Raw genomic sequence first — 23,357 nt, 5'->3', positions numbered from 1 at the left:
CAGTAACAATATTTACAGCTCTTCCTCCAAAAGGAAGGGCTTTTTGTTTTTCCGTTATATCAAGCAAGATGATGAAAAAGATACTTCTGCTTTTGGCCGCCCTGTTTCCCCTGCTCTCCTACACGCAGGACCTCACAACAAGATATGAAAAGACCAATGGCCGCGAAACGGCTACATATACTGAAGTTATACAATATTACCAGCAGCTCGCCAAACGTTTCCCACAAATAAATATACAGGCTATCGGGGCTACAGATGCCGGTTTCCCCCTGCACCTGGTCACTTATTCCCCCGGGCGGAATTTCGACTTTAAAAGCCTTCACCGGCAAAATAAACGGGTTATCCTCATCAATAACGGTATTCATCCCGGTGAGCCCGATGGCATAGACGCCAGTATGATGCTCCTGCGCGACCTGGCACAGGGCAAAATCCATCTCCCTGAAAACATCATTCTCGCTGTTATCCCGGTATACAATATCGGCGGAATGCTGAACCGTTCTCCCTGGTACCGGGTAGATCAGAACGGCCCCGATGCCTTTGGTTCCCGTGGTAATGCCCAGAACCTGGATCTTAACCGGGATTTTATAAAAGCCGATTCAAAGAATGCCCTTGCCTTCCAGCAGATCTATCACCTCACTGATCCGGATGTGTTTGTAGATAACCATGTTAGCAACGGGGCCGATTATCAGCATATCATGACCCTGCTCACCACCCAGCATAATAAGCTAGGAGGAGCAATGGGCGAATTCATGAACAAAACATTTGAACCCGGCTTATATGCTCTCATGAAAAAGAAAGGATACGATCTGGTGCCCTACGTAAATCATTTCGGGGAAACACCCGATAGCGGCTGGGTAGAATTTGCCGACTTACCCCGTTATTCCAGCGGTTATACCACCCTTTTCCACACGTTCGGTTTTGTGCCTGAAACACATATGCTGAAACCCTATCCGTTACGCGTAAAAGCTACCTACGCCCTGATGGAATGCTTCATTGAATTTACCTCCACACACAGCGAAACAATTAAACAATTGCGCGAACACGCAAAACAAGCCGCACTTACACAAAAAACCTTCCCGCTGGCCTGGCAGTTTGATATGAATAAATACAGCCTGATCACTTTCCGTGGCTTCGCGTCGGGGCACAAGCCCAGCGCTATTTCCGGGCTGCCCAGGTTATATTATGACCGCACCAAACCTTATACCCGGCAGGTGAAATTCTATAACTATGCCACAGAAGAAAATTTTGTGGAAAAACCCGAAGCATATATCATTCCACAAGGCTGGTGGACGGTGATCGGCCTTCTGAAAAACAACCAGGTAAAAATGCAGCCGTTACAACATGATACCACCATATTCGTGGAAGTATATCATATTGCCGACTTCCAGAGCTATACAAAACCATTTGAAAAACATTACCTGCATACCAATATCAAAGTAAGCAGCAGCAAAGATTCCATCAGGTTCCGAAAAGGCGATTATTATATCCCGATGAACCAGAGCGCTAACCGTTACCTGATGGAAACACTGGAACCTACCGGCGGCGATTCATTTTTTGCATGGAACTTTTTTGATACTATACTCGGACAAAAGGAAGGATATTCTCCTTATGTTTTTGAAGATACCGGCGCTGAATATCTAAAACAACATCCGGAACTGCAGGAATTATTAAATAAGAAAAAAGCAGCTGATACTGCGTTTGCCAACAGTGCCAGTGCTCAGTTAAATTTTGTGTTTAAAAATTCACCCTATGCAGAGCCGGAATATATGCGCTACCCGGTATACCGGGTACGATAAAATATTCTCACCAATTGAAGCGGAGATATAAGCAGGGCTTATGTCTCCGCTTTTTTTATGCATGCTGTTCATGAGAATGAACGGATCATTTCACCTCTGAATAAAATGAACGGGATTTTATTAATGTATCCTTTAAATTCGTGCGCGTTTAAACGTTTGTTGACTACGATGATTCCTCTGTTATAAAAACCATATCAGGCTATTCATATCATACACTTTATAAAAAAACCAAGACATGTCTTACAAGGAATTTGTACAGGATTTAAAACAAAACATTGTCCGCAGCAGGTACATTGCTGCCAGGCTGGCCAACCAGGAACAGTTAAAGCTGTATTTTAAAATAGGTCAGATGCTTTCTGAGAAGATAAATGCTGAGAATTGGGGAGCAAAAGTGATAGAGCAAATAGCCTTTGATCTTGAACAGCAACTACCTGGCCTTAAAGGATTTTCCGCAAGCAGTCTAAAAAGAATGCGCCAGTTTTTTGATGTATATGGCAGGTTTGAAATTGGCCCATCAGTGATGGGCCAATTTCAAACCTGCTTTTACAGTATAAGTTTTACACATCATAACCGCATTCTTGAAAAGTGCACTGGTGAAAGTGAGCGTTTGTTCTATATCATTCAGTCGGCAGAACAATTCTGGTCCGTCCGGGAATTAGAACGTCAGATCAACGCCAATCTTTTCAAACACCAGGGCAACATGCCCCATAACTTCAATAAAACCCTTCCGGAAAATATCAAGTCCAAAGCACTGGAAGTATTTAAAGATGAATATCTCATCGACTTTGTCAATATCAATGAAGAAGATGATGAAGGTATTCTTGAAAACGAAATAGTAAACAATATCAGGAAGTTTATTATGAGTATGGGAAAAGGATACTCTTTTATCGGCAACCAGTATAAACTGGAAGTAAATAACCAGGATTTCTTTGTAGATCTCCTTTTTTACAACCGGCACCTGCAGTGCCTCGTGGCCATTGAGCTTAAACGTAAAAAATTTAAACCGGAATATGCCGGTCAGCTGAATTTTTATCTGAACGTACTGGATGATAAAGTAAAGCTGCCTCATGAAAACCCAAGTATCGGGATTGTGCTCTGCAAACAGAAAGACAATATGGTAGTGGATTATGCCATCAAATCCATTGATAAAGCCATGAGCGTAGGCACTTATACTCATTACCAGGCGCACACTGTGCCTGAAAATATGAAAGAGTTTTTGCCTGACGCAGAAGCATTAGGCAAGATGTTATAATTTCCGGACTGCATCACCAGGACAAAGATCTGCATAAACTTCCAGGTTAATACAGCAATCAATGGAATGCCCGGTAACACCTGCCGATCTCATCAGAAAAGTATATTCGTTGAATTCATGGATCTCCGGGAAGCAATAGAAAAGAAAGCAAGGTCAAACTCTCTCGAGCTTCAGCATAACATGCTGTTCGCCATAAAAGTGATTATAGAAAAGGATGGAATGAACAGGCGCAGGCAAATGCCCCATACCGGGAAACCATGCTGCGGGTATTTGCTGCGCTTTAAGGATCCGCGCGGCCAACCATAAACCAAATGCGCCCGCCGTATCATATTCACCGCAAAGATGCTTGAATGGCAGCTGTGGTATGCCAGGGAAACATCGATCCAGCTCCTGGTAATAATGCTCAAAATTGCTATCCCCATTGCGGCCGGTAATAATAAGATCGGGAGCTTTGGTGAAGGCTTTCAGGGCAGTCGTTAATTTATTGCCGGTTGGCTTATACAGCATCCTGAAATCTGAAATAGCAGCATAGCTTTGTGGGGTAGGCGTGCCCGTTAGTGTGAAGAATGTTGCGCCTTCCCCGGCAATGCTGCCCGGTGAAAGATGACGGTATAGCTCCCGGCTATCTGTGGGCTGATCTTTCCAGAATCCGATCCGGCTTTTAATGTAAAAATGCTCCTTTGTAATTTCTTCAAAAGCGCCGGTAAGCGTATGCGTGGCGCCTTCCTGCAACAACATCATGCTGTCCAGTAAAGCATTTTCAAAGGAAAAACCACGGTGTACAAAAGTATTATTATAAGCCGTACATTTTTGCTGTAAGGCAATTAAACCATTTACAGAATTGTAGGTGGATTGAATAAAAGGAGTAGGATTCAGCGCGGTTTCCTTGTACTCAACGATTTCTTTGATAAATTTTTCAGTATCCTGCAAACTGCCCTTGCCGGTACCGGTAACAATAGGGCCTGGTGTGGTAATGCCGCTCTCCTGGCTACATTTAAGCGCAGCCGTTAATCCCATTTTAAGCACCCTTGTCATACGACGCAGGCTGTTACCCGGAATAAACGGTTTATAATCAGGCTCTGCACAGGCAAGCAGATTACTGTCTGTATGTACCAGCTGCGCCGAAAAAATATCCCCTTCAAAAGTTGGCTGCGGGGAGATGGCCGCCATTGCTTGTATGTAACACTTACCCTTCATATTTGCTGATCACCAGGGAAGCGTTGTTGCCCCCAAAGCCGAATGAATTTGAAATAACATGATTTACCGGGTACCCTTCCATCAGGGTGGTAACCGGGCTGATAGTCAATTCCTCCATTCTTTCCGAGAAATTGAGATTGGGAAAAATTAACCCATGTTGAATAGCCAGTATAGAGTAAATGGCTTCTATGGCACCTGCCGCTGCCAGTGTATGACCGGTAAACGGTTTAGTGGAACTGAAAAGGGGCACTTTATCGCCGAATAAACGCTCCAGTGCTTTTCCTTCGGAAACATCATTATTGAGGGTAGCTGTACCATGCACATTGATGTAGGATACCTCCTCCAGTGAATGCCCGCTCATTTCAAGCGCCGTTTTCATGGCTTCATAGGCGCCGTCTCCATCCGGCGAGGGAGACGTTGGATGGAAAGCTTCATTGGTATTGCAGTACCCGCTCAGTTCTGCCAGGATACGACTGTTATTGGCCCGGGCGAAAGTTTCACTTTCCAGCACCAGGTATGCCGCACCTTCACCCAGGTTCAAACCGGTTCGTTGCTGGTCGAATGGCCGGCAAAACTGCTTATCCACATTCTTGAGTGAGTTGAATCCATTTAATGTAAAACGGGTGAGCGCTTCTGTGCCGCCGCATACCATCCGTGGCAGCATGCCCTGCTTAATCATTCGCGCGCCAAACATCAGCGCGTTGGCAGAAGAAGAACAGGCGGTGCTGATGGTGGCAATATGTTCACTGAACCCTACGGTATCGGCTATACGCTGTGTGCAGTCTGCGCAATCCAGTGTATCTATGTATTGTAAAAAGGATCCTGTCTTTCCAGGATCAATGATATCAAAATATAACTTCTCGGTATCGCACATGCCGCCTACTGTGCTGGCATTGATAAAGCCTGTGGGGGCAGATTGTATGTCGGTAATACCTGCATCCTGCAATGCTTCCCGCATAGCAGCCAACCCAAGTAAGGTGGTACGGGTATACCCCTCCTTTGCCGGCATGCCGGCAAGTGCAAACAGGGAATCGCTGGCATGTTTCACTTCTGCAACCGGCAATACATTCTTGTAAACGGTATCAATATAGCTGCTATATCCCAGCCCGCTGTGCTGTAACCGCAGGTTGCGCAGGTTTCCGGCTACATTATCACCAATAGCGGTGATCATTCCTATCCCTGTTATAAACACTCTTTCCGCCATGTAGCCTGCTTACTTATGCCGGTTGTTTCGATTGGATAAACTCTGCCATAGATTGAACTGACTGCAAAATCTTACGGCCTTCGCGGGGATCTTCGACTTTGATGTGATACTGTCTTTCCAGTAATACCATCAATTCAAGTGAATCGATACTATCGAGTCCCAGGCCTTCTCCAAATAACGGTGCATTGTCATCAATGTCTTCCGGTTTGGTGTCCTGAAGGTTGAGCGCCTCAATGATTTGTTCTTTCAGTTTCTTTTTTAATTCTTCCATAATGTTGTAGGTTTATCACCTGTTGTTCACAACAGGCGAATGCCCTTGTGGGGAGTAAAAATACAGCTTTACTATTGTTTTGAAAACATTTATCAGTTCATTCTTCTTTTTTCCACCCATCCGGCTATGGCCAGCATGGCTAGTCCGGTAAGTATTAATCTCAGCACATTCTTCCACACAAATGCCATATCTCCGTTACGCAAATAAATATCGTTGATGGCATCAAGCCCCCAACTTAAAGGCGACAAATGCCCCAGCAGCTGCATCCTGGCGGGCATTACCTCCAACGGAATCCATATACCGCCAACAGCCGACAAGATCACGATAGAGATAGCTCCGAAATTAAGCGCCTGGTTAGGCGTTTTAAATACCGTGCCAATCAGGATACCATAAGCCGTTGCTGCCAACCCAATTGCGCCTGCTACCAGTAATGTTGCCCCAGGATGATGGCCCATAACCAGCTGCGGCAGATCGAGCAGCGGCAGCACATAAATACCCACCAGCATCATCAGGTAAAACTGCAGAACACAAACTCCTACAAAAAACAGCATCTTACCGGCAAGGATAGCGAGGTAAGATCCCGGTATCAGTTTCATCCGCAACAGGCTGCCATCTTCCCTTTCCCGGATCATGTTCCCTGCAATAGGTATCACAATGAAAAACATGGCAAAAATACTCCAGGCAGGTACGTTGTGCTGAACAGAATTGGATATCACATCCAATTGTTTCCCCGAACCGGTGCTTTGCTCCTTCAGTCCTACTGCCTGTAAACGGATGGCTAAAGTATCTGCAGTGCCGGCGCTGCTGTCTTTGCTCCGCAATTGTTGTTTAATGCGGCTCAGCAGCAAATCGGTTTCCACCTGTGTAAGGAAGTTATCTACCGATTGGTGGATAGCGCCCTTAAATGCTTTCTTTGCAGCCGGATCAAAATAGATCGTCACGTTTAGTGAATCGGGCGTTTGCTTTACCGGTAATGATACCGACATTCCCATCCTGTGGGTGATGTCATTTACAATACGGTTGGCATTGCTCACAATAGCTGCTGTAGCACCGGCAGGTATAATAATGCTGATCTTGTATTTACCTTCGTTCACCAGTTGTTTGGCCTGTCCGGCAGTTACCGGCCGGCCATCAAGGGAATCGATAATATTGAATTGTCCGCCTGAAGCCAGCCCTTCTTTCACAGAGCGGCCCAAACGGCCATGATCATTATCTACCGTTAAAATATCGAACCTGATATCCTGGTAATCTTTGAAGGGGGCATCCTGGATCAACGCCATTACAGTAATTAATACCACGGGCATTATAAACAGGAGGATGATCCCTGTTTTATCGCGTAACAGTAATTGCCACTCTTTCCTGATTGTTGCCAGTAGTCTTAACATCACTTTTTAGCCCTTCGCTTTAGCATTTAAAAATTAGTCCCGGAGCGCGTTTCCGGTAAAATGCAGGAATACGTCTTCCAGGTTATTACAGCCGGGGTGCTGATGTATCAGGGTTAACGGGTTACCCTGCACTATCATTCTTCCTGCATCCATGATCACTACTTCTTCGCACAACGACTGTGCCTCTTCCAGCAAATGGGAAGTATACAGGATGCTGGCTCCCTGGCTGTTGTAATCACGCAGGAATTGTAATATCATACTACGCGACTGAACATCCACTCCTGCAGTAGGCTCATCCAGCACCAGCAATTTGGGGTTGTGCAGGATAGCGGCAATAATGTTGGCCCTCCGCTTCATTCCACCGGAATATTTATGTATTTCCTTGTGCGCACTTTTCTCCAGGCCAAACAATTCCAGGTAATGCATAATTTTTTGTTGCAGCGGTTTCCCTTTAAAACCGTACAGGTTGCCGAAATAAGTAAGATTTTCAACGGCAGAGAGTTGCGGATACAGGGCTATCTGCTGCGGTACTATTCCGATAATATGTTTGATGGCTTCCCTGTGGGAAGCTTCCTGCTTTAGGTCCTGTATGATCACCTCCCCGCTGTCGCCCCGTACAATGCCGCATAATATTGAAATCGTAGTAGTTTTGCCGGCACCGTTAGGACCAAGCAAACCGGCAATCTTTCCCTTCCCGAACTGAAATGTAAGTCCTTTCAGTGTAGGCTCTGCACTTCCCTTGTAGGTTTTATATAATTCTTTTACAGATATGCCGGACATGATTCTTTAAATATTTAATTACCACTTCACCTGCGCCAGTTTGCGGAAAAAAGCATCTTCGGAGGCCGCGCATTCCAGTAACATCTGGCTCAGCTCTTTATAGGAAACATTGTCTGCTGATCTGCTTTTACATACACGGCCAGCGGCAAATGCAAAATTACGCCATAAGTCCCCGGTTTGCGTCAGTTCTCCCGCCAGTTTGCTCAGTTCATCTTTCTTCAGTAACACCGCTGCTTCCTGTAAAAATGCAGCGTACAGGAAACGGAAGCCTGCACCGCCGGTACCGATCTCTTCCTGCATACGGATAATATTTCCCAGGTACAGCGTCGCTTTCCGGTCGCCGGGATTTTCGGCGTAGTTAGCTACTCTTTTAGCAAGAAAACGGATCCCTTTCACACCAAACATGGGGATAGGCACTTTCAGCATAAAGTGACATGCCTGTTCTATACCCGCTTTGATCGGCTTTTCAAATGAGGCGGCGGGAGGTACATGTACAGGGTAGTACATTTTTCCTTTGGGCGCCGGGAATCCTTTGGCAAAGCGGGCCTGCGCCAGGCTTTCCGGGTCAATGGTGGTCACTGAATCCATTACCGGATCACTCACGAGGTATTGCCCGTCCTTTTTGTCGTAAACAACCAGGTTATGTGCATTAAAATGAAACCGGTAGGAAGCGGGGAAGTAAGGCAGGTAATATACGCTGGACTGCAATCCAACAGGAATACCGGCTTCAATTACTTTATCCAGCGCCTGCATTCCTTTTTCCGGTGTGGAAAATTTCTGTGACTCCATCCGCACACCCAACCGCTTACACACCCGCTGGAAAATAGCCCCCGGCCATATCCGATAGGTGGTGCCCGGCACCCCGTTTACCTTCAGGAATGGCAGATGGCCGAAAAAAATACCTGCACCAATACCAAATGCCATTGGTTCACTGATCTGTAAACCATAATGCCCCAGCAGGTTTGATATTACACCACTTTCACAATGCGCGGTCTGGTTGTGTTGGAAAAAAGAATTAGTCATATTTTTATTTGTAGCAGCATTACGAATAACGGATCTGTGGGAAGATCATCGGATAACACCTACCCACAAATCCGTTATTAATATTATGCTTTATCTGATCTGCAAGAGATCTGTTAAACTCACTTTGAAGGCATCAGCATAACGCTGCAATAGTTTGGGACTGAGCTTTTTGAAAACGCCTGGTTTCATGTGCCTTTTCACCTGCCATTGGAATTTACCTACATAGCTGGCCAGCAAAGGCAGATCCATCAGGTTCTTTTCCATATAATAGGCTACAGGGCTTATTTCGCCTGCTTCTACCCGGGCGCGCGCCGCTTTTACCCTTTCATTTACTTCTTCCCAGGCCTGGCCTTGTGCAATATTTTCCGGCTCCCAGCCAGCGCTTTGCACCTGTACATAATTACCGGAATTATCCACCGCATACATAATTTGCTTGAATGTACCTTCATGCAGATTATCACTATCCTGCGGTACTTCCTCTTTTTTCATGAGAGCAGTTTTAGAAGTGATTACTTACACCACAGTGATGTGTGCATAAGCATATGAAAAACGTGCGCTTTCCGGAACCATCATTACAACTTTCTGTCCTTTCTTAAAGCGGCCGGTGTTCATCAGTTCTTCCAGCATCAGGTAAGGGGATGCCGTACCAACATTACCTACGCTGGCCAGGTTGGTAAACCACTTCTCCAAAGGAATAGGAACACCTAACCTGGTAATTTCCTCATCTATCTTTAACCTGAAAAACTCAGATGACAAGTGGGGCAGGAAGAAATCTATTTCATCGAGATTAATATTGTGGCGCTCTACCAGCTCTTTCCACATCTGTGCTCCGGAAGGAACAATATTTTTACCAAGTAACCGGGTATCTTGTTTAAAGGAGAATACGCTGTGCTGTGCCCATTCTTCCGGGGTCATATCAATCCAACCGGTGGTAGTGCCGTCCGGTTGTTTGATAGCGCCGGCATACATGCAGGTTTCCAGCTCATTGGCATATGAGAGTATTTCTACCCAGTCAACCCGCAGGGATAAACCTTCTTCATTAGGTTTATCCTGGAAAAGGGCGGCGCTGGCACCATCTGATAACATCCAGCGGAGGAAATCCTTTTCAAAGGCGATGATGGGATTTTCATCGAGACTTTTCAGATTTTCAGCTTCCGGCTGAAATTTCTGTGCCAGCATCCAGGCGGAGAATTTTTCAGAGCCGGTGCTTACAGCGTTGGAAGTATTACCGCAACGGATAGACATCCAGGCATATTTAAATGCCTGCATCCCCGCAGCACAAGCGCCTGTAGCTGCAATCAGCTCCACCGGCTGGCATTTCAGGATGCCATGCACCATGGCGGCATGATTGGGTAACAACTGATCCGGAGAAGTGGTACCGCAAGCCAGTAATTGCAGTTTGCTGATGGGGAACTGCTCATCGAATAATTGCGATACAGCTGTTGCTGTCATTTCCGCATTGGAATGGGTGGATTTCCCTTCCTTGTCCAAAGAGTAGTAACGGGTTTTGATTTTATTGTTACCAAGTATCTTCAAACGCGCACGGGAAGCCTTTCCATCTACCATGCCGAGAATGCTCTCCATTTCATCATTTTCTACAGGCTTGTTCGGTAAAAATTTAGACAGCCTGGTAATATAAACTTCCTTCATTTGAATTTATTCGTCTTTTAAGGCTACATGTAAAACCTGGTCTGAACTGTCTTGCCTTGCCAGCCAGCTCACAGTAAAATATATTTTAATTTAATATACGTTGTATACAGACGTAAATATAGAATTCTAATTGGAATTACAAGTATCAAGCCACGGCGTAAAGGTCGCTTTGTACCAGCATTACACCAGGCTTTGGTGTACCTTTAAGGTGGACTTGATACGCTTTTATCTCAGGGAAATACCCTTATAATAGTCCACCTCTCGGCGCAGTTTGGCCTTTTTCAGATTTAACTGTATAATGGAAGTAACCAGGGATATAGGTGTTAAAACAAAGATACCTGCCAGCAGTAATGCCCGGTACATGGATACACGTCCCTGGCGGGAGGCCGCACCAGGACCGCCCTTTGCACTGATGAACTTAGCCCAGAAACGGAATGCCCTGATACCTTTATTTTCAAGGACTACCAGATTTGGAAGCAGTTCCACGGCGTCGAGCGACAGTAGCTCCGAATGCAGGGTATCCCATTTGTCCTGTTGCAGTGCTGCGGCTATGGGCCCGGCAAACCGTCCGGAAGTAAGGATCTCGTTCTCCTGTACCCCTGCCTGCGGCAAAAACCGGGTGGCCTCTTTTTTTCCCTTGAAAGCCCACCGCAGGATAGTGATCACAGAAATGAGATTAGGTGATTTGTCTACCAGCACAATGTTACCCACAAGGGTACTACCCGCCTGGTGCAGGTAATTTTTTACTCTTTCCTGTGCGTTCAGCCACATATTACGGCTTCCCAGCAGCGTAATCACCTTTTTACCTTTCAGCAGCTGTTTGCCGGCCTCACTTTGCAGGAAGGCAGCGGTTGGCTGTGAGGGGGAAAGGAACCAGGGCTGATAAGCCAGGATAACCAGGTCGAAATGCGCATTCACGTCCACTTTCAGCGGTTTAATACCACGTGGGGTGGATTGAACAGTTTCCGGCATAGTGTCGTAAAATTGTTGCTTTCCCCAAGGGAAAGGGAAAGGCGTTACAGGCACCAGTTCCTCAAATGTAAAGTCGGCTTTGCCTTCCAGCGGGGCTAGCACATGATCAATAATCCTTTTCAATTGTCCTGTTTGTGTATAATATACCACCAGGACCTTCGGTCTTTCGTTCATAAAAGGAATAGGAGTTCAACAATTCAAAACGTAAATCAACAATTCAAACGGTAAAATCTGCAATTCAAGCCGTAAACATACAAAAAAACAGCAATCATTCATGTGATTTAATGATAATTTGACGCAAATGTTGATGGAGCGGGGTATTTGTTATGGGGTTCTGTCTTGTGCCCCAGCCAGGTACAGCATCAGCGGGTTAATTATGGCGAATGCTGTACCTGGACTCAAGGACTTTGATATGTTTTCTTCAAAACATCTCTATAAACTGTCTGACACTAACAAATATGATATTTAAAATGTTAAAGATTTGTAAATGTTGATGCCTATCTTTTATTAATATTGCCTGAACCCGCTACAGAAGAGGATATCTGGGGGGAACCCTTATAATTTACGTTTCCGGAACCTGCAATTTTCGCTTCCAGTTTTACACTGGCGTAAACATCTGCATCACCACTACCGGCAATATTAACATTTACATTTTCAGACAGCAGCTCGTCACCTTCGAAGTTACCGCTGCCGGCAATGGAAAGGTTCACATCTTTTGTTTCCCCTTTCAGCTTCATATCACCCGAACCGGCAATAGAAGCCTTTACTGCAGGGGCATTGATTTCTCCCTTGAGATTACCGGAACCGGACAGGCTGAATTTCACATCAGAACGGGAAGTAAATTTCCCATCCAGTTTCAGATCGCCCGAACCGGCCAGGCTGGCGTCATCTATCTCAGGAGTGGTGAGGAACACGTTCAGGTCTTTATGAGTGCTGATGGAAACGCCCCGCCTGATCCTTACAACGAGACGGTCATCTTCTTCCACCAGTTCCACCAGCGGAGCAATATTATCCTCTGCCTCAATAACAGCTGCTTTAGCAGCGCCCTGGGTAAGATATACGTTCATGCTGCCCTCTACCTTGATCCTGTGAAAAGGCGCAACCTTCCTTTCCTCTTTAATTACATGACCATTGCCTTTTACACGATTTTGTCCGATTACGTCGCAGGAATAAAGGAGTACAGCAGCAGAAAAGGCCATAGCGGCCTGACATAGGAACGATTTTGTTGATATCATGGGTTTAAATTATAACAGAAAGATACGCCAGATTTCCGAAATTCGAATTTCCAAATCCGAAATTCGTAGAAGGACTTTATCTTTGCACCACCATGACAGAAAAGATACTTATCCTCGATTTCGGTTCCCAGTATACACAGCTGATTGCACGCAGCATCCGTGAACTGAATGTTTATTGCGAAATTAAACCTTGTCTTCAGCCTATTGCCTGGGATGAAACCATTAAAGGTGTTATATTATCAGGCAGTCCTTTTTCGGTAAATGACGAAAATGCGCCCATCCTTGATATTGCGGCCATTGCTGCAAAAGTGCCGGTACTCGGTATCTGCTATGGCGCCCAGATGATGGCCAAAGTTTTTGGCGGCGAAGTAGCAAAAAGCAACCTCCGCGAATATGGACGCGCCTTTATGGAGCACAACGACAAAGAGGAAAAGTTGTTATATGATATCTCTGCAAAAAGCCAGGTATGGATGAGCCATGCAGATAGTATTAAACGCATCCCCGAAGGATTTGAGATCATTGCCACTACAGAAAATATACCGGTAGCGGCTTTCAAAAATACTACCCTGGCAGCCAACCCCATGTTCGGCTTACAGTTCCACCCGGAAGTAACCCACTCCCTGGAAGGAAAACTGATCCTGCGCAACTTCCTGCTACATATCTGTAACTGCAGCCAGGACTGGACTCCGGCCGCTTTTGTACACGAAACAGTGGAAAGGATCAAAGCACAGGTAGGCGATAAAAGGGTGGTAATGGCCCTCAGCGGCGGCGTTGATTCTACTGTTGCCGCAGAACTGATCCATAAAGCCATCGGTAAAAACCTGTTCTGCATATTTGTGGATAATGGCCTGCTGAGGAAAGACGAATTTGAAACAGTACTGGAATCTTATAAACATATGGGACTGAACGTAAAAGGGGTCAACGCAAAAGATCTTTTTTACGGGAAACTGGCAGGCGTTTCCGATCCGGAACAAAAACGCAAGATCATAGGTGGCCTGTTCATCGATGTTTTCCAACAGGAAGCCACTCATCTCACCGATATTTCCTTCCTGGGCCAGGGCACTATTTACCCCGATGTAATTGAGTCCGTTTCTGTGAACGGCCCTTCCGTTACCATCAAATCCCATCACAACGTAGGCGGCTTACCGGAAAAAATGAACATGCAGCTGGTAGAACCGCTGCGCTTTCTCTTTAAAGACGAGGTACGCCGCGTAGGCCGTGAAATAGGCATCAGCGATATATTCCTGGGTCGTCATCCTTTCCCCGGCCCCGGACTGGCTATCCGCATTCTTGGCGCCATTACCCCCGAAAAAGTACACATGCTGCAGGAAGCAGATAATGTATATATAGAAGGGCTGAAAGAAGCAGGCTTATACGACAAGGTTTGGCAGGCAGGCACCATCCTGCTGCCGGTACAAAGCGTTGGCGTAATGGGCGACGAACGTACCTACGAATTTACGGTAGCTTTACGCGCAGTGACTTCCGTAGATGGTATGACGGCCGATTGGGCGCATCTGCCTTATGAATTCCTCGCTAAAATGTCTAACGACATCATTAACAAGGTAAAAGGCATCAACCGCGTGGTATACGATATCAGCTCCAAGCCGCCTGCTACTATTGAGTGGGAATAAAAAGGAGGCAATAAAATACTGAGCTATAGTTACGGAGTTGTGGATAGACAGAATAATTTCTTCTATCCATAACTCCGTAATGCTTTATTTCACATTCCCCGGAATGATTTTTGTAAATTAGCGCCAATTATGAACCACTTAGTTTCTATTAAGCACCTGTTATCCGGATTGGCTTTATTGGTTTTGATCAGCTCCTGCTCATCTACCAGGAAAAGCACCAGTAAGGTAGACGGGCCACCACCATCTCTGAGTAAACCTAAACCGGAAAAAAAACCGGAGGATAATAAGAAAGAAGCTGCAAAGGCGCCTTTTAATGTACCTGCATTCGGTAAAGAAGTTAAAAAAGCCTCTTACAACATTGCATTCTTTGCACCATTATACCTCGATTCCGTTTTTGCCAACAGTACAGAAATCCCCGGCCGCACTATGCCCCGGTATGTATTGCCCGGTCTTGAATTTTATGAAGGTGCCCAGCTTGCACTGGATACCCTGCAGCAACTGGGATATAACCTGAAAGTGACCGTATACGACAGCAAAGCCAGGCAGAGCGTATCTTCCCTGATCCGCAGCAAAGCACTCGACGAAACAGACCTGATCCTCGGAGCAGTAAGCAATCCCGAACTGAAAGAACTTAGCGATTTTGCCAAAAGCAAAGAGATCAATTTCGTTTCCGGTACCTATCCCAACGATGGCGGTATCAGCGACAACCCGTTTTTATATATCTCTAACAGCACATTGAAAACACATTGTGATGCGCTCCAGAATTATATCCAGGACGCTTTCACCAATAAGAACATCGTGCTGTTCCGCAGGAACACTGCCTTTGAAACAAGACTGGCAGCAGATTTCAGGGCTTCCTACGAAAAGATGGAAAGCACCAGGAAATCGAGGATCCGCGAAGTAGTATGGAATGAAGCCACCACACCGGAAGAAATTTCCAAATACCTGCTTACAGACCGTACCAATGCTGTTATTGTAACTGCCCTGGATGAAGCCGGCGCCAAAAGCCTGCTGCGTAAGCTGAGCGTTTCCGCTGCTACCTATCCCCTGCAGATCTTTGGTATGCCCACCTGGGATGTGATCAAGCTGAAAGAGCCCGAGTTTAAAGGCTTACAGGTATATTATTCATCTCCCTATTACAACGACAAAACAGATTACTATAGCAAGTATATCTCCGATTATTTCCGCAGGGTATACAAGGCACGCCCGTCGGACATGGCTTTCAAAGGCTTTGACCTGACCTACTACTTTGTGAAACTGCTGTATACCAATGGCGTTTATTTCAACAGCATGGTGAGTAATGCACCTAAAGTGATCACTAATTACAATTTTCTGCCGGTGTACCTGAAAGAAGGAGAACAAACACCTTCCTACTTTGAAAATAAAAATATCTACATTATCCAGAAGGGGGACAGCGCAGATATTAAAATGAATAAATAGTTGCCTCGCAACATCATCTGAATCGTGCCACGACGGTTGTCGTGGCACGATTTTTTTTGCGTACATTCCCTATATGAACGTGCTGCAATTCACCGATAACGGCATATACTGCGGTGCAGGGGATTTCTACATCGATCCCTGGAAACCCGTTAAGCGCGCTGTGATCACACATGCGCATTCTGACCATGCCCGCTGGGGAAATCAATACTACTTATGTGAAAATGCCAGTGTTCCCTTGCTACGGCTACGACTTGGTAATGATATAAAGGTGCAGGGCGTTGCTTACGGGGAAACTATTTTCTTTAATGGCGTGAAAGTGTCCCTGCATCCCGCAGGTCATATTATTGGCTCAGCACAGATACGGGTAGAGCAGGATGGGGAAGTGTGGGTAGCCAGCGGCGATTACAAACTGGAGAACGACGGGCTATCGGCCCCGTTTGAGCCCATCCGCTGCCATACCTTTATCACAGAATCTACTTTCGGCCTGCCCATTTACCGGTGGGCGCCTCAGCAACAGATCTTCAATGGTATCACCCAATGGATATATGAAAACCAGCAGGCCGGTAAAGCCAGTGTACTGCTGGCTTACAGTCTTGGTAAAGCACAACGGCTGCTGTATCACCTGAAAGACAAAGTGGATCACTTCCTGGCCCATGGCGCCATTGCCATTCCGCATGAAGTACTGTTACAGGAAGGCTGGCCTTTACCTCCCGTGGAAAGGATCACTCCTGAAACACCAAAAACAGCTTTTAAGAATGCCGTGATCATTGCACCGCCTTCGGCAGAAGATAATGTATGGATGCGCAGGTTCCAGCCTTATTCCCTGGGCATCTGCAGCGGCTGGATGCAGGTTCGCGGTAATATGCGGCGCAGGAATGCGGATGCGGGCTTCGTGTTATCTGATCATGCCGACTGGGCCGGGCTGCTGGACGCAGTTACCGCTACCGGCGCTGAACAGGTATATGCCACACATGGCTTCAGCAGCGTATTTGCCCGTTATCTGACAGAGAAAGGTATTGCCGCCAGAGAAGTAACTACTTCTTATGGCGATGAAGAAATTATTAATAACCCAGAATCTTAAACCGTGCAACAATTTGCTGAACTGGTACAATTATTAAGCAACAGCACCAAAACCAACGAGAAGCTGGGGGCGCTGAGCCAATACTTTGCCACAGCGCCGGATAAAGATAAAACATGGGTGCTGGCCTTGTTTTCCGGGCGCCGCCCTAAACGGACGGTTAACAGCACACAGCTTAAAACATGGTGCATACAGGTTACGGGGTTATCCGACTGGCTTTTTGAAGAATGCTATCATACAGTAGGCGATCTCGGTGAAACCATAGCCTTACTGCTTCCGCCGCGGACAAAGCCCGTAGCCGCTCCTCTCCACTACTGGCTGGAACAGCTGCAGCAACTGGAAAAAGCAACGGAAGAAACCAAACAGGCTTTTATCTTACAGGCATGGGATGCCCTGGATAACGGGGAAAGGTTTGTGTTCAACAAACTGATCACCGGGGGCTTTCGTATAGGCGTGTCGCAGAAAATGATGGTGAACGCATTGGCCAGAACTTACGACATCGAGCCTGCTACCCTTTCACATATGATCAGCGGCAACTGGGATCCGCATAATGTTACCATCGAAGAATTGTTACATCAGCATACTACCGGTGCAGACGCGTCGCGGCCTTACCCATTTTACCTGGCTTACGCACTGGAAGGACCGCCCGGAACATTGGGAACGGAAAAAGAATGGCAGGCGGAATGGAAATGGGATGGGATCCGCGGACAGATCATCAAGCGGGAAGGACAACTGTTCGTATGGTCGCGGGGGGAAGAACTGATCACCGAAAAGTTCCCGGAATTTGTTCCCCTGAATACTGCATTACCGGATGGAACTGTATTGGATGGGGAAATACTGACTTTTGCAGATGGATTACCATTGCCATTTCAAACACTGCAAACAAGAATTGGCCGTAAAAATGTAACCCGCAAACAGTTGCAGGAAGCGCCGGTCATCTTCCTTAGTTATGACCTGCTGGAATGGGAAGGAACAGATATCCGGGAAAAAACACTGGCAGAACGGCGTGCCCTGCTGGAAACATTGGTGCAAAACATACAGGCGCCAGTGTTACAATTATCACCGGAAATTATTTTCGATAGCTGGGATGAATTAACACAACTGCGGTTACAGTCGCGCGATAAAGGCAGCGAAGGATTAATGCTCAAAAGAAAGGCTGCTGCTTACCAGGTAGGCCGCAAGCGTGGCGACTGGTGGAAGTGGAAAATTGACCCGCTCACCATAGACGCGGTGATGATATATGCACAGAAAGGCCATGGCCGTCGCTCAAATTTATATACCGATTATACTTTTGCGGTGAAAGACGGGGATCAGCTGGTACCCTTTACCAAAGCCTATTCCGGCCTTACAGATAAAGAAATTGCCGAAGTTGATAACTGGATCAAACGCCACTCCCTTGAAAAATTCGGCCCCGTAAGAACAGTGCAACCCCAATTGGTATTTGAAATTGCCTTTGAAGGCATTGCCGCTTCCAATCGTCATAAATCCGGCGTTGCCCTGCGTTTCCCGCGTATTAACCGTTGGAGGAAAGACAAGCCCGTAGCAGAGATCAATACCCTGGAAGATCTGAAAGAGCTGTTACGGGTGAACGGGCACAACACCGGGAGCTGACGCATTCTTCCGGTAGAACACCCCTAGTTGTACAACAGACAGCACCGCAATGATCACCAGCATGGTTAACGCGACACTATAACTGCTCCAGCCTTTTGTTGCTGCCAGCTGCATCACCAGTGCTGATAAAGATAAGCCCAGTCCGCCTCCTAATGCATTGGCCGTACCGTTGATCCCCGAAGCAAGTCCCTGCTGCGGCTCCGGTACAGATTGCACTGCCAGGATGGTTACGCAGGGAAATGTGATGGCCATACCAAATGAATTAATACAGGCTGCTGCGCAGAGAATAAATAAAAAAGAATAATCCGTAAAATAACTGGCCATAAAAAACAGGATACCGGCCCCCATAAATGTATTACCAAGCATGGCTGTTTTTATTACGCCCAATGTTCTGAAAAGATGTGGCAGTATGAATTTCGAAACAATACCGGATAAAATACTGAAAGGAAATAACAGCAGCCCCGCTTGTGAGGATGTGAAACGGAGATCTTTCTGCAGGTATAATGTAAGCATGAAGATATAACTCAGAAAGATGCTGCCAAGCATTACTGCACCAATGTTTCCTGTGATCACTCCGTGTAACCGGAACAAGCGGAAGTTTACTAACGGTGAAGGATGCACGCGTTCCCGGCGTATAAAAAATATACCTGCGGCGAGGAACAGCAGCAACCACAAACCATACTGAACAAAGTGATGGGTAATATTACCAAGATCATGGATAAGCCACGCCGCCAGCATCATAAGGCAGGTGATCAGCAGAGCGCTCAACAGGTTATGCTCCGGCTTTACCACCGGCTTTTCGTCTGCCGGAATATAGATCATGGCCAGTATAATGGCCGATCCTATTACGGGCACGTTAATAAAAAACACCCATTGCCAGCCAAGATAATTACTGATTAAGCCGCCCGTGGCCAGCCCCGTAGCAAACCCGATACCAGCAGTGGCGCCAAAAACACCAAAGGCACGGTTCCTTTCAGCAGGTTCAGTAAAGGTATTGGTAATAACAGCCATTGCTGCCGGGATGGCCAGCGCCACGCCTGCTCCCTGCAAGGCCCTGCATACCAGCAGCCAGGGAAAGCCCGTGGCAAATCCCGCCGCCAGGGACGCCATCACAAAACAGCTGGCGCCTGTCACAAATACCTTCTTCTTCCCTACAGTATCTGCTAACCTGCCGCCAAGTAATACAAATCCTGCATAAAATAATACATACACTGTTTGCACCCACTGAATGGCGTTTACACCGAAATGGAAAAATGATTCCATCTGTGGAATGGCCATATTAAGCACAGACACATCCAGCGCTTCAAAGAAAATAGCCATACAGGCTACGGTCAATATAATCCGTTTTCGTTTCACGGCACAAACCTAATAAAACATCTCAAACGACATTTAATTATTAAAAATTTAGAATAAACAGCCATTATCTTTCAATAAATCAGATATTTGTTCCAAACTGAAATACTCATGGCCGGTAAAAAAGAAAATAATACGGATATACAATTAAACCTGGATGAAAAAGATCTTGGCATCCTGAAATTATTACAAGAGGATGCTAAAATGACCATCCGGGATATAGCCCGTCAGTTAAACCTCAGTACTACCCCGGTATATGAACGCATACGGAAGATGGAGCAGGCAGGCGTTATCAAGCAATACGCCGCCATAGTAGACCCCAGGAAAATTAATAAGAGCCTTACCGTGTTATGTTATATCACACTGAAAGAACACAATAAAAAATGCGGCAGGAAATTTATCCAGGAAATACTCAGCTTTACAGAAGTAACGGAATGCCTGAATATCTCCGGTGAATTCGACTTCATGATCAAGGTACAGGTGAAAGACATGGACGAATACCGTGAATTTTATGTGAACAAACTTGGTGAGTTGGATAATCTGAGCCATACACAAAGTATATTTGTTATTTCAGTGATTAAAGCTACACACCAGGTAGTTTTTTAACGCTAACACAGTATCTCTGAAACTATTCCCGGTACCAATGTTACGACTATACGCATTACTGTGTGCAGGATGCTTTTTAATACAATGTGTTACTGCCCGGGCGCAATCGCCCTTGTTTTCCCATGCAATAGGCGGAGGATTATTTTCCACGCATAATTTCCTGGGCGGAGGAATCGTTTATTCTCCCCGGCTGAACATGATACATTTCTCCGGTAAATCGGTGATCTCTGCCGGTGTACAGCTTGGTCTTGGTACCTCTATCGGTGATAATTACAACAGCAATACCGGTGGCAATTCTACCAGTATCTTCATGGCCAACGTACCGTTCCTTTTAACATGGAATTACGGGAACGCGGCCTCCAGGAAGGATTTTACAAAATGGGGATTTTATGCAGGTGCAGGTTATGGTTTTCAGAATTCCACCCGCAGTGTGGAATTTGTGGATGATGAAGAAGTAACCACCAACCAGGTACATGTGTCGGGCGTTGCACTTGGTACGGGGATAAGATTCCCGGTTAGTCATCACTCATTCGGTGTTAGTTTTTCTTATCTCTTTAATAACAATCAATATAACCCCGATATTCATGGTATAGCCGGCGTCGCTGTTAGTTATAATATAGGTGTAAAGAACACAAGATAAAAAGTTAGCGGTTATAGTAACCAAATGGCTTATCCCTCCGTTTATGAATTTTCTAAAAAGGAAAGTTTATCAGCCGCGCATAATGGCCGGCGCTTTGCAGATCCCGGCCCGACGGAGAAAAAGAGAAGCCCGGCAAAAACTATGGAACCACGGGGTTCATAAGATCAAACCCTGTATGAAAATCCAGGACACCCGCAGCAGATTCACCGGGATCAAAAACAACTACCATGGAACATACCGGTTTCCTGCTCCGGGAATTAGCCGTTTCAAAGGCAATTCCCAGTTTTTTGTCTTCATACACCACAATCTTTCTTGCTTTATTTGCCGATTCATAAGCCTGCGCTTTCTCCACACCGGGATATGCTTTCCTGATAGCGGCAATAGTACTTCCCGGCCCTACTCCCTTACTGGTTCTGAATTTCGGTGAATTGACCCGGATCTGTTTTACATATTGTGTATCCTGGGTACGCATAGCAGTAAATACCGCCAGCATATGTGATGAATCAATGCTGTTATCTTTTCTGCGGCTGTACCAGATGCGCCATGCTTTCATCATGGCTGCATCGCCGCCATCCGGTTTTCCCAATACGGAAAGGCTCTGGGCAGGAGCTTCAAGATTTATCTGCCCTATAGATTTTCCGGGTGTAATAAGCCAGGCGCTTTTCTGGACGGTTACCACAGTGGTAACAAATAGAAGTGATAAACAAAAAAAGAGGAGACGCATAGCATCAGGTTTTGGAAATAGATTCAAAAATGCTGCCATTAATAATAACGTTTGGGATGTGGAAAGGTTAAAAACCAATTTCCCTTACCTTTATCCTATGTTAGTCAAATTTCCAACAAACCAGGAGGGCCAACAGATCCTTAAAGCAGGCAACATGCATTTTGCCCAGCTAAAGCAAAGAAACAGGGCCGATAAGCGCACCATATTCCTGACGGAAAATGTAATGATATTTGTATTAACAGGGCATAAACTTTTACATTTCGACCATCGCACCGTGAAAGTAGAAGCAGGCTCTATACTATTGATGAAACGTGGCTTCTATGTGATGTCGGATTTTGTGGAAGATGGATTACAGTTTCAAAGTTTGCTGTTATATTTTTCAGATGAACAACTGCGCAGGTTCCTGCACAAATACAATTATACAACACCGGTAAAAGCTGCTGCCACCAACTATCTCACAGTCCCGGTCACTCCATTGCTGGAGGCTTTCAGAGAGCAGTACACTGCTTACTTCAGGCAGGCGCCATCTACGCTGGCAGCCTTGCTGTCTGTAAAGTTATACGAGGCCTTCCTCCTATTACTGGGCACACCACAGCATGCTTCCGTACTTGCCTTTATGCAGCAGATTGTATATGCACAGCCACAGGACATTACATTCATTGTAAAGCAACACCTGTTTCAGCCGGTTACCCTGGATGAGATGGCAAGGTTATCCGGCCGCAGCCTGGCTTCTTTTAAACGTGATTTCCAACAGCAGTATCAAACATCCCCGCGCCGGTGGATCAATGAACAACGGCTATCTTATGCACGCACATTGCTGGAGTCCACTACACAGCAGGTAGCCGAAATAGCCGCCACCTGTGGCTTTGAAAGCACATCGCATTTTATCCGCATCTTCAAACAGCGCTATGGCCTCACTCCCAATCATATCAGAGCCAAAAAGGCGATCATCTGAGCTTTTCCCGTTACCGGCCGTAAATATTCCGCGATAATTTTGTGTGCATAAAAAAGGAAGAAGATGCAAACATTATCCGAAAAGAATAAGGCAGTGGTAAAACGCTTCAATGAAGAGTTCCTGGTGAAAGGCAACCTGCAGGCGTTTGAAGAAATCGTTGCGCCGGACTTTGTAAATCATACGGCGCCGGAAGGCAGCAAGGACCGCAATGCCACCCGCGATTTTATTTTAAAATTGTTACATCCTGCTATGCCGGATCTTCAGCTGGAAATTTTTGATATGATAGCGGAAGATGATAAAGTAGTTACCCATAAAGCCTTTACAGGTACCTTCTCCGCTCCTTTTATGGGCCAGGCGCCCACCGGCCGGAAAGCTACCCTCCGCATTATTGACATCATCCGGTTGAAAGATGAACAATACGTTGCCCACTGGTCTATCCGCGAAATGATCACAGCATAGTTATCTGGCGAAATATGCTTATTTTAAGCGTATGAACCGGAAACACTTTTTGTCTGCCCTTATTACCACCGGCGCAGGATTACCTGCGCTGCAAA

At 46.0% G+C, this 23,357-nt stretch carries 22 protein-coding genes; 10 read left to right on the top strand and 12 right to left on the bottom strand.

The genetic code is table 11. The features are described 5' to 3' along the window. The first annotated feature begins 71 nt into the window (after positions 1–71). Together ABIE50_RS08075 and ABIE50_RS08070 are read left to right on the top strand one after the other, a co-directional pair. A complete protein-coding gene (locus ABIE50_RS08075; protein ID WP_209864825.1) occupies positions 72–1,796 on the top strand; it encodes a M14 family metallopeptidase in 1,725 nt (574 codons plus the stop codon). A 235-nt stretch (positions 1,797–2,031) separates the two neighbouring features. Then, on the top strand, positions 2,032–3,048 hold the full coding sequence (locus ABIE50_RS08070; protein WP_209864827.1) for a PDDEXK nuclease domain-containing protein: 1,017 nt from the start codon (positions 2,032–2,034) through the stop codon (positions 3,046–3,048). Positions 3,049–3,201: 153 nt separating this feature from the next. Here the strand turns inward: ABIE50_RS08070 and ABIE50_RS08065 are convergent, their stop codons facing one another. From ABIE50_RS08065 to ABIE50_RS08020, 10 genes are all read right to left on the bottom strand, one after another. Further along, the gene (locus ABIE50_RS08065) at positions 3,202–4,218 is read right to left on the bottom strand and encodes a beta-ketoacyl synthase chain length factor (RefSeq protein ID WP_209864829.1); all 1,017 of its coding nucleotides are present in this window, start codon (positions 4,216–4,218) and stop codon (positions 3,202–3,204) included. Between the two features lie 16 nt (positions 4,219–4,234). Beyond that, the gene (locus ABIE50_RS08060; RefSeq protein WP_142683643.1) at positions 4,235–5,449 is read right to left on the bottom strand and encodes a beta-ketoacyl-[acyl-carrier-protein] synthase family protein; all 1,215 of its coding nucleotides are present in this window, start codon (positions 5,447–5,449) and stop codon (positions 4,235–4,237) included. A gap of 13 nt (positions 5,450–5,462) precedes the next feature. Next, the gene (locus ABIE50_RS08055; RefSeq protein ID WP_127035163.1) at positions 5,463–5,720 is read right to left on the bottom strand and encodes a phosphopantetheine-binding protein; all 258 of its coding nucleotides are present in this window, start codon (positions 5,718–5,720) and stop codon (positions 5,463–5,465) included. 92 nt (positions 5,721–5,812) lie between these two features. Further along, positions 5,813–7,105, bottom strand: a complete 1,293-nt coding sequence (locus ABIE50_RS08050; RefSeq protein ID WP_142683644.1) for an ABC transporter permease — start codon at positions 7,103–7,105, stop codon at positions 5,813–5,815. 33 nt (positions 7,106–7,138) lie between these two features. Next, the gene (locus ABIE50_RS08045; protein ID WP_354027923.1) at positions 7,139–7,885 is read right to left on the bottom strand and encodes an ABC transporter ATP-binding protein; all 747 of its coding nucleotides are present in this window, start codon (positions 7,883–7,885) and stop codon (positions 7,139–7,141) included. 18 nt (positions 7,886–7,903) lie between these two features. After that, positions 7,904–8,908, bottom strand: a complete 1,005-nt coding sequence (gene darH, locus ABIE50_RS08040; protein WP_209864835.1) for a BtrH-related acyltransferase DarH — start codon at positions 8,906–8,908, stop codon at positions 7,904–7,906. 90 nt (positions 8,909–8,998) lie between these two features. After that, positions 8,999–9,397 carry a flexirubin biosynthesis protein DarG gene (gene DarG, locus ABIE50_RS08035; protein WP_209864859.1) on the bottom strand — a complete coding sequence of 133 codons (399 nt, stop codon included), beginning with the start codon at positions 9,395–9,397 and terminating at the stop codon, positions 8,999–9,001. A gap of 24 nt (positions 9,398–9,421) precedes the next feature. Further along, on the bottom strand, positions 9,422–10,558 hold the full coding sequence (gene darB / locus ABIE50_RS08030) for a dialkylresorcinol biosynthesis protein DarB (RefSeq protein ID WP_142683647.1): 1,137 nt from the start codon (positions 10,556–10,558) through the stop codon (positions 9,422–9,424). Between the two features lie 225 nt (positions 10,559–10,783). Next, positions 10,784–11,704, bottom strand: coding sequence for a hypothetical protein (locus ABIE50_RS08025; protein ID WP_209864862.1), 921 nt, complete (start codon positions 11,702–11,704; stop codon positions 10,784–10,786). Positions 11,705–12,027: 323 nt separating this feature from the next. Continuing rightward, complete coding sequence (locus ABIE50_RS08020) at positions 12,028–12,765, bottom strand: head GIN domain-containing protein (protein ID WP_142683649.1); 738 nt, start codon at positions 12,763–12,765, stop codon at positions 12,028–12,030. Between the two features lie 92 nt (positions 12,766–12,857). Here ABIE50_RS08020 and guaA point away from each other — a divergent pair, with 92 nt between their 5' ends. The 4 genes from guaA (at position 12,858) to ABIE50_RS08000 (ending at position 18,525) form a co-directional block, all read left to right on the top strand. Beyond that, a complete protein-coding gene (gene guaA / locus ABIE50_RS08015) occupies positions 12,858–14,396 on the top strand; it encodes a glutamine-hydrolyzing GMP synthase (RefSeq protein ID WP_142685473.1) in 1,539 nt (512 codons plus the stop codon). A 129-nt stretch (positions 14,397–14,525) separates the two neighbouring features. After that, complete coding sequence (locus ABIE50_RS08010; RefSeq protein ID WP_209864865.1) at positions 14,526–15,836, top strand: ABC transporter substrate-binding protein; 1,311 nt, start codon at positions 14,526–14,528, stop codon at positions 15,834–15,836. 73 nt (positions 15,837–15,909) lie between these two features. After that, a complete protein-coding gene (locus ABIE50_RS08005; RefSeq protein WP_209864868.1) occupies positions 15,910–16,917 on the top strand; it encodes a ligase-associated DNA damage response exonuclease in 1,008 nt (335 codons plus the stop codon). 3 nt (positions 16,918–16,920) lie between these two features. Then, positions 16,921–18,525: an ATP-dependent DNA ligase gene (locus ABIE50_RS08000; protein ID WP_209864872.1), complete on the top strand. Its 1,605-nt coding sequence runs from the start codon at positions 16,921–16,923 to the stop codon at positions 18,523–18,525. On the opposite strand, the gene ABIE50_RS07995 is transcribed toward ABIE50_RS08000, so the two are convergent. After that, the gene (locus ABIE50_RS07995) at positions 18,493–19,845 is read right to left on the bottom strand and encodes an MFS transporter (protein ID WP_209864875.1); all 1,353 of its coding nucleotides are present in this window, start codon (positions 19,843–19,845) and stop codon (positions 18,493–18,495) included. The two genes, ABIE50_RS08000 and ABIE50_RS07995, sit on opposite strands and share 33 nt — an antisense overlap. 144 nt (positions 19,846–19,989) lie before the next feature. Between ABIE50_RS07995 and ABIE50_RS07990 the strand changes: the two genes are divergently transcribed. Continuing rightward, complete coding sequence (locus ABIE50_RS07990) at positions 19,990–20,484, top strand: Lrp/AsnC family transcriptional regulator (protein ID WP_142683654.1); 495 nt, start codon at positions 19,990–19,992, stop codon at positions 20,482–20,484. 37 nt (positions 20,485–20,521) lie between these two features. Continuing rightward, positions 20,522–21,124 (top strand): hypothetical protein, encoded by a 603-nt coding sequence (locus tag ABIE50_RS07985; RefSeq protein ID WP_209864878.1) that lies wholly within the window; start codon positions 20,522–20,524, stop codon positions 21,122–21,124. A 139-nt stretch (positions 21,125–21,263) separates the two neighbouring features. Here the strand turns inward: ABIE50_RS07985 and ABIE50_RS07980 are convergent, their stop codons facing one another. Then, a complete protein-coding gene (locus tag ABIE50_RS07980; RefSeq protein WP_209864880.1) occupies positions 21,264–21,848 on the bottom strand; it encodes a hypothetical protein in 585 nt (194 codons plus the stop codon). A gap of 97 nt (positions 21,849–21,945) precedes the next feature. Here ABIE50_RS07980 and ABIE50_RS07975 point away from each other — a divergent pair, with 97 nt between their 5' ends. Both ABIE50_RS07975 and ABIE50_RS07970 read left to right on the top strand, forming a co-directional pair. Continuing rightward, complete coding sequence (locus tag ABIE50_RS07975) at positions 21,946–22,803, top strand: AraC family transcriptional regulator (RefSeq protein WP_209864881.1); 858 nt, start codon at positions 21,946–21,948, stop codon at positions 22,801–22,803. Between the two features lie 63 nt (positions 22,804–22,866). Then, positions 22,867–23,262 (top strand): ester cyclase, encoded by a 396-nt coding sequence (locus ABIE50_RS07970; protein ID WP_209864883.1) that lies wholly within the window; start codon positions 22,867–22,869, stop codon positions 23,260–23,262. Positions 23,263–23,357: the final 95 nt, after the last annotated feature.

The sequence above is a fragment of the Chitinophaga sp. OAE865 genome, assembly GCF_040546735.1.
Lineage (GTDB): Bacteria > Bacteroidota > Bacteroidia > Chitinophagales > Chitinophagaceae > Chitinophaga > Chitinophaga polysaccharea_A.
This window is presented reverse-complemented; position numbering and strand designations above follow the sequence as displayed.